At 69.7% G+C, this 12155-nt stretch carries 12 protein-coding genes; 4 read left to right on the plus strand and 8 right to left on the minus strand.

Translation table 11 applies throughout. From position 1 onward, the window contains the following. The first annotated feature begins 147 nt into the window (after positions 1-147). Positions 148-702 carry a peroxiredoxin gene (locus OG819_RS07130; RefSeq protein WP_054235005.1) on the plus strand — a complete coding sequence of 185 codons (555 nt, stop codon included), beginning with the start codon at positions 148-150 and terminating at the stop codon, positions 700-702. Positions 703-708: 6 nt separating this feature from the next. Next, positions 709-1242 carry an alkyl hydroperoxide reductase gene (locus OG819_RS07135; protein WP_266436426.1) on the plus strand — a complete coding sequence of 178 codons (534 nt, stop codon included), beginning with the start codon at positions 709-711 and terminating at the stop codon, positions 1240-1242. A gap of 254 nt (positions 1243-1496) precedes the next feature. Here the strand turns inward: OG819_RS07135 and OG819_RS07140 are convergent, their stop codons facing one another. From OG819_RS07140 to OG819_RS07155, 4 genes are all read right to left on the minus strand, one after another. Beyond that, a complete protein-coding gene (locus tag OG819_RS07140) occupies positions 1497-2975 on the minus strand; it encodes an AI-2E family transporter (RefSeq protein WP_266648516.1) in 1479 nt (492 codons plus the stop codon). A 138-nt stretch (positions 2976-3113) separates the two neighbouring features. Continuing rightward, on the minus strand, positions 3114-3812 hold the full coding sequence (locus tag OG819_RS07145; RefSeq protein WP_266628182.1) for a transglycosylase SLT domain-containing protein: 699 nt from the start codon (positions 3810-3812) through the stop codon (positions 3114-3116). A 476-nt stretch (positions 3813-4288) separates the two neighbouring features. Further along, positions 4289-5614: a PhoH family protein gene (locus OG819_RS07150; protein ID WP_266648517.1), complete on the minus strand. Its 1326-nt coding sequence runs from the start codon at positions 5612-5614 to the stop codon at positions 4289-4291. 297 nt (positions 5615-5911) lie between these two features. Beyond that, the gene (locus OG819_RS07155) at positions 5912-6685 is read right to left on the minus strand and encodes an isoprenyl transferase (protein ID WP_266628180.1); all 774 of its coding nucleotides are present in this window, start codon (positions 6683-6685) and stop codon (positions 5912-5914) included. Positions 6686-7505: 820 nt separating this feature from the next. Between OG819_RS07155 and OG819_RS07160 the strand changes: the two genes are divergently transcribed. Next, positions 7506-7841: a DUF192 domain-containing protein gene (locus tag OG819_RS07160; RefSeq protein WP_266585385.1), complete on the plus strand. Its 336-nt coding sequence runs from the start codon at positions 7506-7508 to the stop codon at positions 7839-7841. A 277-nt stretch (positions 7842-8118) separates the two neighbouring features. Next, on the plus strand, positions 8119-9267 hold the full coding sequence (locus OG819_RS07165) for a winged helix DNA-binding domain-containing protein (RefSeq protein WP_266628178.1): 1149 nt from the start codon (positions 8119-8121) through the stop codon (positions 9265-9267). 41 nt (positions 9268-9308) lie between these two features. On the opposite strand, the gene OG819_RS07170 is transcribed toward OG819_RS07165, so the two are convergent. Genes OG819_RS07170 through OG819_RS07185 form a run of 4 tightly spaced genes read right to left on the minus strand, consistent with a single transcriptional unit; the run spans position 9309 to position 12134 of the window. After that, entirely contained in the window at positions 9309-10085 is a 777-nt protein-coding gene (locus OG819_RS07170; protein ID WP_266648519.1) for a class I SAM-dependent methyltransferase, read from the minus strand. A gap of 12 nt (positions 10086-10097) precedes the next feature. Continuing rightward, positions 10098-10757: a nucleoside deaminase gene (locus OG819_RS07175; RefSeq protein WP_266628175.1), complete on the minus strand. Its 660-nt coding sequence runs from the start codon at positions 10755-10757 to the stop codon at positions 10098-10100. Between the two features lie 4 nt (positions 10758-10761). Further along, positions 10762-11223: a GNAT family N-acetyltransferase gene (locus tag OG819_RS07180; RefSeq protein ID WP_266628173.1), complete on the minus strand. Its 462-nt coding sequence runs from the start codon at positions 11221-11223 to the stop codon at positions 10762-10764. 38 nt (positions 11224-11261) lie between these two features. Continuing rightward, positions 11262-12134 (minus strand): LLM class flavin-dependent oxidoreductase, encoded by an 873-nt coding sequence (locus OG819_RS07185; RefSeq protein ID WP_266628171.1) that lies wholly within the window; start codon positions 12132-12134, stop codon positions 11262-11264. Positions 12135-12155: the final 21 nt, after the last annotated feature.

Below are 12155 nucleotides of genomic sequence, written 5' to 3' on the forward strand. Positions count from 1 at the left end.
TTACTCATAGTCACTGATAGCTGCAGTCGATCAACACGACCGAGTGTAGCTATTTCCGTAATCAATGCAGCTTGTGCCAGCATCAGGAGCGTCCAACCCCCGGGAAACGCCCTCAAAAGGGGCTCTTCCCTGCTGCAAGGAGAGCGCGTGCTCACTGTCGGTGACAAGTTCCCCGAGTTCGATCTGACCGCCTGTGTCTCGCTGGAGAAGGGCGAGGAGTTCCAGCAGATCAACCACAAGACCTACGAGGGTCAGTGGAAGGTGATCTTCGCATGGCCCAAGGACTTCACCTTCGTGTGCCCGACCGAGATCGCGGCGTTCGGCAAGCTGAACGACGAGTTCGCCGACCGTGACGCCCAGGTGCTCGGCTTCTCCGGCGACTCCGAGTTCGTGCACCACGCCTGGCGCAAGGACCACGACGACCTGCGTGACCTGCCCTTCCCGATGATGGCCGACTCGAAGCACGAGCTCATGCGGGACCTCGGCATCGAGGGCGAGGACGGCTTCGCCAAGCGTGCGGTGTTCATCGTCGACCAGAACAACGAGATCCAGTTCTCCATGGTGACCGCCGGTTCCGTCGGCCGTAACCCCAAGGAGGTCCTCCGGGTTCTCGACGCGCTCCAGACGGACGAGCTCTGCCCCTGCAACTGGACCAAGGGCGAGAACACCCTCGACCCGGTGGCGCTCCTGGCGGGTGAGTAACCCTCCATGGCCCTCGACGAACTGAAGTCCGCCGTACCGGACTACGCGAAGGACCTGCGTCTCAACCTCGGCTCGGTCATCGGCAACTCCGACCTTCCGCAGCAGCAGCTGTGGGGGACGGTGCTGGCGTGCGCGATCGCGGCGCGGTCGCCGCGGGTGCTGCGGGAGCTGGCGCCCCAGGCGAAGGCTCAGCTGTCGCCGGAGGCGTACACCGCGGCCAAGTCGGCCGCCGCGATCATGGCGATGAACAACGTCTTCTACCGCACGCGGCATCTGCTGTCGGACCCGGAGTACGGGACCCTGCGGGCCGGTCTTCGGATGAACGTCATCGGCAACCCCGGTGTCGAGAAGGTCGACTTCGAGCTGTGGTCGCTGGCGGTGTCCGCGGTGAACGGCTGCGGTCAGTGCCTTGACTCCCATGAGCAGGTGCTCCGCAAGGCGGGCGTCGATCGGGAGACGATCCAGGAGGCGTTCAAGATCGCTTCTGTGATCCAGGCGGTCGCCACGACCCTGGACGCCGAAGCGGTCCTCGCGGAGTAACCTCCGCCTCTTCACTCGGGCCCCGTTCACCCTGGTCGGGTGGGCGGGGCCTCGCCTTTCTCGCCCCCGTCGGCCTGAACGGCCTCGTCCTCAAACGCCGGACGGGCTGAAGGGTGCGGGACGCGCTGCCGTCTCTAGGGGCGCGGGGAACTGCGCGACCAGCCCCCACCCGCCCGTAGACGAAGAACCCACCCGGGCTCCGGGGCGCAGCTCCGCCCGCAGGCAAGGAACGCGTCCGGGGTGAGGTGGAATCCTTACGGCGATGGGGGGCGTACCGGGGCCACGTCCATCGCCGTGGCGCCCCGCGGCTCCGGCGCGTGGCGGAGTGCCGGCTCGCGGGAGTGTGAACGCAGATACCCCACCACCGTGTTGGTGACCGCCACCAACGGCACCGCCACCACAGCCCCACCGATCCCGGCGACCAGCCCACCCGCCGCGACGGACAGCACGACCGCCAGCGGATGCACCCGCACAGCCCGCCCCAGAATGAAGGGCTGGAGGATGTGGCCCTCGATCTGCTGGACCGCGAGCACGACGGCCAGCGTCATCAGCGCGGTGAACACACCCTGCGTCACCACCGCGACCACCACCGCCAACGCCCCCGACACCACCGCGCCGACCAGCGGAATGAACGCGAAAAGGAAGATGAAGACGGCGAGGGGCACGGCCATGGGGACGTCGAGGAAGTAGATGCCGAGGCCGATGAAGATCGCGTCGATCAGAGCCACTATCACCGTGCCGCGGACATACGCCGTCAGGGTCCGCCACGCACGGGGCCCGGCTCCCGCCACCCCCGGCCGCGCCGCCGCCGGCACCAGTTTCAGCGTCCACTCCCAGATGCGCTTGCCGTCGTAGAGGAGGAAGAGCGTCGAGAACATCGTCAGGAGGATGCCGGTCAGCGCTTCCACTATGACCGTCACGCCCTCCAGGCCCGCCGACGTGATCTGGTCCGTGTTCGCGCCGATCGCTTCCCGCAGGTTCTTGGCGATCTCGTTGATCTGCTTGTCCGTCACATGGAACGGGCTGGTGAGGAGCCACTTGCGCAACTCGTCGATGCCGTCCTGGATCTGGTTGGAGAGGTTGTCGATGTTCTCCTGGACCTGCCAGACCACGAACCAGCCGACCAGCCCCATGATGACGAAGCCGAGGATCGCGGTGAGCGCGGTGGCGAGACCTCTGGGAAATCCCAGTCGCTTCAGGCGCGCCACGGTGGGCTGGAGGAGCGCGGTGATGAGCAGCGCGGCGACGAAGGCCAGTACGACCAGTTGTACGGCGCTGATCACTCGCATCAACACCCAGACGGTGCCCGCGAGAACGAGCAGTCGCCAGCCGGCCTCGGCCGCGACCCGTACACCCCACGGCACGGCCGTGACGGGATCGGGCCGAGCGCCCGTCCCCGGTCCATGAGTGTCATGGGCGTCATGAGTGTGCGGAGGGGCGGGCCCGGGTTCGGATGCGAATTCGGGTTCCCGGTCGGGAGTGGGCTCGGGGGCGGCATCGGGAGCCGCATCGGAAGGGGGTGCGGAGGGATGCGTGTCCGCCTTTGTCGCCGCCGTCGTCGTCAAGCTGCGCGGCGAGCGGTCGTCGGTCTCATCGCTCAGGTCGCTCAAGTCGCTCAGGTCGAGCGAGCCCCCCGACTCCCTCTCCACCTCGGCGCGGCGCTTGTCCAACCGCTCACCCAGCTCGGTCAGTCCGGCGCCGAGCCGGCCCAGCAACCCTGGCACTCGCGACATGATCCGTCCTTCTCCCCCGCTTCTCCCCACCACTCCCCCCTGGAGTCGTCGGTTCCGTTCCGACCGTACATGGCCGAAGCCCCTCCCCCTAGGACGGGGAGGGGCTTCGAAAGGTTGAGCGGCCGGAGCGGCGTCGGCTCAGTAGTTGCCGTGGGCCTGCCAGTACGACCAGGCGCCACAGGGGCTGCCGTAGCGTTCGTTCATGTAGTTGAGGCCCCACTTGATCTGCGTGACCGGGTTGGTCGCCCAGTCGGCACCGACGGACGCCATCTTGCTGCCGGGCAGCGACTGGACGAGACCGTAGGCGCCGGAAGAGGGGTTCTGGGCCCGGTAGTTCCAGGTGGACTCGTGGTCCACGATGTTACTGAAGCACTGGAACTGGCCGCTGGGGATGATCTGGCGCGCGAGCGCCTGGACCTCGGCGACGGTGTACGACGCCTGCGGGGCCAGACTGACGGGGCCTCGGGCCGCGGACCGGCTGGCGGCCTCCGCGGCAGCCTTGCGCTCCTTGGCTTCCTTCTCGGCCTTCGCCGCGGCCTTCTGCTTGGCGACCGCGTCCTGGGCCGCCTGCTTGCGGGCGGCTTCCTCCGCGTCCTTCTTGGCGCTCGCGTCCGCGGCGACGGCCTGTGCGTCGGCCTGCTGCGTCAGGGACGCGGTCTGCACCTGGGCCTGCTGGCCCGCAGGTATGTCCGCGAGGAGGGTCGAGTCACTCGCCGTCGCCTCAGCGTCGATAGACGGCTGGCCAGTGCTGCCCGAGGCAACACCACTCACGGCGCCGACAGCGGTGACCGCGGTGGCCGAGGCCACTGCGAGTCCCCGGACCGAAATCCGGCTCACACGGTTTCCTTCCAGCATCGCCCGTTTAGGTGACCCGCGCGGACGCAATCGTGCCCCTGAACGCTGGCCTCCCAACTGCGGGGTCACGGGAGGCACGGGCCCGGTGGGCAACTCCCTTGACGGGAGCGCCGCGTGGTGCTCGGGCGGCATACGACGACTCTATGGAGTTCTGGTTGTTCCTGAGGTGCGGTACCGCTGGGGGTACACGTGTGTCGTATGCGGGGCCTGACAGGAGTGAGACTCTGCCGTAACCCGACGCCGCGAGGCAATTCCCCGTTGAGTGTGAAAGCTCACACCCCGTTTGCCCCGGGAATTTTACGGAAACAAGCGCGCACGAAGACGCCGCCCGGCTAGGCTCTTGGCCTTTCACCGGGCGGCGTCAACTACCCTGCATCCACCACGTTTTGACCAACCGGGCCAAGTGGTGCCAGATGGATTCAGGTGGCCCCAGATGGAGTCAGATGCATCCAGGCGGGTCAGATCTGTCCGTCCTCCAGCATTTCGGTCACAAGCGCCGCGATCTGGGACCTCTCGGAGCGGTTCAGCGTCACGTGCGCGAAGAGCGGATGACCCTTCAGCTTCTCGACGACGGCGACCACACCGTCGTACCGACCGACGCGCAGATTGTCCCGCTGTGCCACGTCATGAGTGAGAACCACCCGCGAGTTGGCGCCGATGCGGGACAGAACGGTCAGCAGCACGTTCCGTTCCAGTGACTGGGCCTCGTCCACGATCACGAAGGCGTCGTGCAGGGAGCGGCCACGGATGTGCGTGAGCGGCAGGACCTCCAGCATGCCGCGCGCCGTGACCTCCTCGATGACCTCGCGCGAGGTGACCGCCGACAGCGTGTCGAAGACCGCCTGCGCCCAGGGGCTCATCTTCTCGGACTCGGAGCCGGGCAGATAGCCGAGCTCCTGCCCGCCCACCGCGTACAGCGGCCGGAAGACCATCACCTTCTGGTGCTGACGCCGCTCGAGCACGGCCTCCAGCCCCGCGCAGAGCGCGAGCGCGGACTTGCCGGTGCCGGCCCGGCCGCCCATCGACACGATCCCGATGTCCGGGTCGAGCAGCAGGTCGAGCGCGATGCGCTGCTCGGCGCTGCGGCCCTTGATGCCGAAGGCCTCCCGATCGCCGCGCACCAGCCGGACGTTGCCCTCGGAGGTGACACGGCCGAGGGCCTTGCCACGCTCCGACTGGATCGTCAGACCGGTGTGCACCGGCAGGTCGGCCGCTTCGGGGACGTACGCGTGTCCCTCCTCGAAGAGGATGTCCACCTGCTCGCCGGACAGGGTCAGTTCGGACATTCCGGTCCAGCCGGAGGAGCCCGTGATGGCCAGTTCCGCGCGGTACTCCTCGGCGAGGAGCCCGACGGACGAGGCCTTGATCCTGAGCGGCAGGTCCTTCGATACGACGGTGACGTCGTACCCCTCGGCCTGCAGGTTGCGGGCGACCGCGAGGATGCGGGAGTCGTTGTCCCCCAGGCGGTACCCGCTGGGCAGGACGCTGGGGTCCGAGTGGTTGAGCTCGACGCGTACGGTCCCGCCGAGGTCCCCGATCGGAATGGGGGAGTCGAGGCGGCCGTGCCGCACCCGGAACTCGTCGAGCAGGCGAAGGGCCTGCCGGGCGAAGTAGCCGAGTTCCGGATGGTGCCTCTTGGCCTCCAGTTCCGTCACCACGACGATCGGAAGCACGACCTCGTGCTCGTCGAAGCGGCTCAGGGCGTTCGGGTCGGCCAGCAGGACGCTGGTGTCGAGAACATAGGTGCGCCGGTCTGGCTTGTGGCGCTTTGCGCTGGTCACCACGGAAGGACGTACCCCCTCGGATGAGGTCGGGGAGCGACGGAGAGGAGCTGGACCGGTCCTGGCCGCATTGCGCGGGCCGGAGACCGGCCCTCCGTCTCGTCCGTACTGACCGCACGGTCGGGCTGGTGCAAAGGGCCTCCCGGGCGGACGGCCCCGTGCCGTCCGCTGAGATACGACACCCGTGGTTCGGGCGTCGACCTGCATGGCTTATGCCCTCGAACATGCGCGGCCATGCAAAAGCATGTGACCACGCGTTCGTTAACTCCGGATGACGCGCACCCCTCGCACCCCCCTGGGTCAGCCTCCGTAACGGCGATGTCGCGCCGCGTAGTCACGCAGGGCACGCAGGAAGTCGACCTTGCGGAACGCCGGCCAGAAGACTTCGCAGAAGTAGTACTCCGAGTGGGCGGTCTGCCAGAGCATGAATCCGGACAGCCGCTGCTCGCCGCTGGTACGGATCACCAGGTCCGGGTCGGGCTGGGCACTCGTATAGAGGTGCTTGCCGATGAGGTCGATGTCCACGGACTCGGCGACGTCCTCGATCGAGGAGCCCTTGTCGGCGGCGTCGAGAAGCATGGAGCGCACGGCGTCGGCGATCTCCTGGCGGCCGCCGTAGCCGATGGCGACGTTGACGAGTATTCCGTCGACCTGCGCGGTGGCCTCCTCGGCCTCCTTCAGCGCGGTCTGCATCTGCGAGGGCAGGATGTCCGGCGTGCCCACGTGGTGCACGCGCCAGCGGCCGTCGGCGGCGAGGGTGCGTACGACGCCCTCAACGATGCCGAGCAGCGGGACGAGCTCGTCCTCGGGACGGTCGAAGTTGTCCGTCGACAGCAGCCAGAGGGTGACGACCTCGACATCGGTCTCCGAGCACCAGCCGAGGAACTCCTCGATCTTGTCGGCGCCCGCGCGGTGCCCCTGGGCGGCCGTGCTGCCCGCCGCCTTCGCCCAGCGCCGGTTGCCGTCCATGATGACCCCGATGTGCTTGGGCACCTGGTCGTGGTCGAGGTGGCCCTCCACCCTGCGCGTGTAGAACCTGAGCAGCAGCCGGCGCAGGTTGTCCCGCAGGTTCACGTGTTGTCAGCCCCTCCGTGCGGATCGGACGGGCGCGGCAGAGCGGCCTCGCTCAGCGCAACCCCTGTCCATATGACGGTCCCCGGGGGCGAAGCCTACCCCCGCGAAACCAACGCCCTTCCAAGGGCCTGTCCGGTCGATCACGGTGGAGGAAAGCAGCGGCGCCTTGTCGATACCGGTGAGCGGGGTGTGGTGCGTGCGGCTGCAAGGCGGAGGAGGGCGTCGACGCGATGGGGGTCCCCCCGCTCGAGCGAAGCCGCGAGTGGGGGAGTCGGCAACCGACGACAACGCCACAGATGTGCGCCCGTAGCGGAGCGGCTGATGTCACCGCCACCCCGCGTCTCCGCCGTGATCGACCGGACAGGCCCTTGGGGTGTCGTGGTCCGACAAGAGGCCGGGGTGGGCGGCGCTGAGTTACCAGGGCCGGTCCCCGAGGTCAGGGGGGCGCACGGGGGCGCAGGCGGAGACGTCGGCGGGGTGGCGCGTGAGGGCACAAAAAACGGGCCGGTCCGTGGGGGGGAGACGGACCGGCCCGAGGGGGGGTTTCCACCATAACCCTTCGCAAGTGATGCTGCGTGCATCGGCGTGCCACAACTACTCTCCGAAACCGGCCGACGACGCCACGATGGCTGCGGAACCTCTCATTCAGGGCATGATCATGGCCGAATCGCAGCGGATTCAAAGGGAATGAAGAGGTAAACGGAGAGTTCTGGAGGATTTGCGAACAACTGGGTCTTCCGCGCCGGCTCGCCCCCACGTACTCCGGGAGAGTGACGCACGTCGGTGTCGCCCGCTTGACGGCGCCGCTAACTTCGCACCCATGGCCACGCTCACCACCCCGGGAATCCCCGCACCGGTGCCGCTCGAAGTCGCCGTATCGGCCCACGCCCGACGCCGTGGGCTGCTCGGGCGTGACGGGATCGACGGGGCCCTGCTGCTCTCGCCGGCCGGCGCGGTGCACACCCTGGGGATGCGGTTCGCGATCGACGTCGCCTATCTGGACCGGAAGTACCGCGTCCTCGCGGTGCGGACGATGAAGCCGGGGCGCGTGGGACGCCCCCGCCCACGCTCCCGCCACATCCTGGAGGCGGAGGCCGGGACGATGGAGCGATGGGGTGTGCGGCGCGGGGCGCAGGTCACGGTGCACGACCGGTGACGCCACACCAGGCAGGGGGCGCAGCACCGCGCAGCCCCTCCATTGCGCGGCGCCACACGCGCAGATTTGCTCACGCGAATTACCTTGGTCTGAACTTACGTGAGGCGCACACCCCGGGCGACCCACCCCCGATAACGATGTGGAAACCCCGTGGAGAAGTCCGTCATACGGACGGACATCTCAGCCCTGAAAGGACGCATCAGGGTGTTTTCGGTCAATCGGTTCCCGGACGCTCCAGCGGACAGGATCTGACCTCATTCCCTCCTACCTTCGCCGCATGACCCTGAAGATCACATGGGACGAGGCGAGCGCGCGGCGAACGGAGCGCCAGTTCCTGGCCTTTCCGGCGAGGGCCGGGACTCCGGTCGCCGACATCGTCGGCGCGATGCTCGGCGCGCACGCACAAGTCCTGTCGGCGGCCGAGGTGTCGGTGGGCGTACGCGCCGACGGAGTCACACGGGCAGAGGTGCGCGCCGCGCTCTGGGAGGACCGGTCGCTGGTGAAGACATACGGCCCGCGCGGCACCGTACATCTACTCCCCACCGCGGAACTCCCGCTCTGGACGGCCGCGTTGACCGCGATCCCGTCCGGCCGGAGCCCGTTCGCGCCGGCCGTCCAGCTCACCGAGGAGCAGGCGGACGAGGTCGTGGCGGCGATCGGGGACGCCCTGGAGGGCGCCCGGCTGACCGTCGACGAGTTGAGCGACGAGGTGGTGGCTCGCACCGGGCCCTGGGCCGGGGACCTGGTGATGCCCGCGTTCCAGGGCATGTGGCCGCGCTGGCGGCAGGTCATGCACCGGGCGGGTCAGCGTGGCGCGCTGTGTTTCGCCCCGAACCGGGGCCGCAAGGTGACGTACACCCGGCCCCCGCGCTTCGAGCCGCTCCCCGCCGACGAGGGGCTCACCCTGCTCGTACGGCGCTATCTGCGCGCGTACGGACCCGCGACGCCGGGGAACTTCGCCAAGTGGGCGGCGGCGCCGCGCGGTTGGGCCACGGAACTCTTCGCCTCGCTGGCGGGTACGGGGGTCATCGAAGAGGTCGACTTCGAGGGCCCGGCCTGGGTCGTGGCGGGCGACACGGAGTTCCCCGGGACACCGGTGCGCGGGGTGCGACTGCTTCCTTACTTCGACGCGTACGCCATCGCCGCACAGCCCCGCGAGACGCTCTTCCCCGGGCCGGCCTACGCACGTGCCCTCGCGGGCGGCCAGGCCGGGAACTTCCCCGTCCTGCTCGTCGACGGTGTGGTGGCCGGGGTCTGGCACCAGCGGCGCCGGGGACGGCGTACGACGGTCACCGTGGAGCCGCTGGAACGGCTGCCGGCGGCGCGGGAACGGGAGCTGGCGGAGCAGGTGGAGCGGGTGGGCGACATCCTGGAGGCGAGGGCGGAGTTGGTGGTGGGGGCGGTGACGGCGGGACCACATGCCTGAGTGCCTGGGTGCCTGGTGCCTGGGTGCTGAGCCCTCACGCCCTACGCACGCCGCCGGGTCCTGCGCGCCTCGATCAGGAAACGGGCGCTGTGGGCGACGAACGGACCCTTCGCCTCGATCCGCTCGTGCAGCGTACGCAACTCGGTCCCGTACCGGTCCACGGTGAAGCCGGGGACCATCCAGATCACCTTGAGCAGGAAGTGGACGACGGCACCGATGTCGTGGAACTCCATGCGCAGCCGCTCCGCGCGCAGATCGACGACGTCGAACCCGGCGGCCTCGGCGGCGGCACGGGCGCGGTCCGGGTGCCGGCCGTTCCTGACGTCCTCCGGCTGCGGGCCGAGGAAGTGCTCGACGAGTTCGAACACGCTCGCCGGGCCGACCTGTTGGGAGAAGTACGTACCGCCGGGGCGCAGGACGCGCGCGATCTCGGACCAGTACGTCGTGACCGGGTGCCGGCTGGTGACCAGGTCGAAGGCGGCGTCCGCGAAGGGCAGCGGGGCGTCCTCCGGACAGGCGACGACCACGGCGCCGCGCGGGTGGAGCAGGGCGGTGGCCTTCGCGACGTTCGGCGGCCAGCCCTCGGTGGCGACGGTGAGCGGGGGCAGGGCCGGGGCGGAGGCCAGCACCTCGCCGCCACCGGTCTGGATGTCGAGCGCGGCGGACGCGTGCGCGAGCCGCTCCCCCATCACCCGCGCGTAGCCCCACGAGGGCCGCTCCTCGGTGGCACGGCCCTCGAACCAGGAGAAGTCCCAGCCCTCGACGGGCGCGGCCACGGCCTCGTCGACTAGGGCTTCGAAGGTGCGGGTGGTGGTCATGGGGAGATCTTCTCAACGGGGCGGTGGGGAGGCGAGGTGTTTTCCTTCGGGGCCTCGTCGGTGCGGGTGCAGGTGCGGGAAGGCCAGCCTGTAGACCGTCTCGACGCTCCGAGCGTCGAGGATGCCCTCGACGGTCAGGCAGTGCCGCGCCAGGGCCACCGAGCTGTCGTCGGCCTGGTTGCGGAGGCCGGACGGGGCGTGCCGCACGGCCCACAGGTCCATGAGCAGCACGCTGAACGCGGCGAGCGGCGCGGCGGCAGGGCCCTGTCTGTGGGCCCAGCGCGCGGCGATCTGCCCGCCGACGCCGGGCACGTGCTCGATGCCCGTCCAGTACGGGTCGGACGCCGCGTACAGGACGTGGCGGACGTGGCTGTGGATGAGGGCGCCGCTGCAGAGCAGGCAGGGCTCGAGGGTGGTGTAGAGGCGGTGGTTCTCGTAGCGGCCGCCCGCGGGCAGCTGGGCGAGGGCGTTGATCTCGGCGTGGGCGATCGCGGTGCCGGCCAACTGGCCGGGCGGGGCGGTGGATTCCTGGCTGCGGTTTCGTCCCGTGGCGACGGGCCGCCCCGCCCCGTCGAGGAGGACCGCGCCGATGGGACGGCTACCGGCGCGAAGGGCCTCCCAGGCGAGCTCGAAGGGCAGCTGCCAGGGGGCGGGGAGGACGGGGCCGGTCACCGGTTCACTCCTCGTGGAGTACGAGCAGGGTGTGCTCGTCGTCGCCGTGGCGGACGGTCCCTTGGCTCTGGAAGCCGTGGCGTTCCAGGAGGTGTATGGACGCGGTGTTGCCCGTGAAGGGATCGGCGTACAGGGGGCGGTTCTTCTCCAGCTCGAGGAAGCGTGCCAGGGCCTTGGTACCGATCCCCCGGCCCCAGTACGGGCGGCCCAGCCAGTAGCCGATGAAGCGGCGCTCGCCCTCCCACCAGGAGACGAGGTTCCCTGCCGGCTCACCGTCCACGGTGACCGTCCGCACGAGGACGGTGTCGTCGCCGAGGACCCTGGTCCTCCAGTGCGCCATGAACGCCTCCCGCGGCCGAGGCGTGAACCTCGACCGCCGGGCCGCCTCGGGATCGTGCTCGTAAGCAAGGAAGCTGTCGAGGTCGGCTTCGACCACGTCCCTCAGTCGTACGTCGTCATCGCTCATGCCGACGAGTGTGGCAGCGGGTACTGACAACGACCGGCCTACGTGATGAGCAGCCGTACCTCCTCGGCCGCGAACCGTACGAAGCCCTCGGGGTCCGGTTCGTCGGCGGTGGGCTGGAGGACCACGGTGTCGGCGCCGGCCTCCGCGAGGCGCTGTACGGCCTTGGCGACCGCGCCCGCGTCCCCGGCGACGCCGTGCTCCGGCAGCGGATCCTCACCGTTCGCCTCGATCTCGGCGCGCAGCCGGGCCGCCGCGTCCGGTCCGGTGGCCGTGTGGAGGTAGACGACCACCCGATGGTGGTCGGTCCGGCCCGCCGACTCCCGCCCCTCGTCGATGAGTCGGCGCGCCCGCCGTACCCCTTCCGGCGCGGTGGCCGCGGTGAGGACGGTGCCGTCGGCAGCCGCCCCGGAGAGCCGGAGCGAACGCGGCCCGGTGGCGCCCGCGAGCACCTCCGGTGCCCCTGTCGGCGGCCAGTCGAGGGCGACGCCGTCCAGCCTCACATACCGGCCGTCCGTACTGACCCGCTCGCCCCGCAGCAACGCGCGCAGCGCGTCGAGGTGCTCGCGCAGCAGCGTCACGGGCGACTCCGCACGCGCCCCGACCTGCCCCATCCAGTCCTGTACGCCGTGGCCGACGCCCACGATCGCGCGCCCCGGGAACATCCGGTGCAGCGTGGCGGCCTCCATCGCGGTGACGGCGACGTTCCGCAGCGGGACGGGCAGCAGTCCCACGCCGACCCGGACCCGTTCGGTCCAGGCGAGGGCGGCCGCCGCGGCCGAGATACCCCCTTCGAGGAAGCAGTCCTCCCACAGCCACAGCTCCTCCAGACCCGCCTCGTCCGCCGCTCGCGCGACGGCACGCAGCCGTTCGGGGGGCAGTTGGGGCCGGAACACAGCACCGAGAACAGTCATGGAGCCTTCCTACCGATGCCC

Origin of the sequence: Streptomyces sp. NBC_01549 (assembly GCF_026339955.1) — a bacterium.
Taxonomy (GTDB): Bacteria; Actinomycetota; Actinomycetes; order Streptomycetales; family Streptomycetaceae; genus Streptomyces.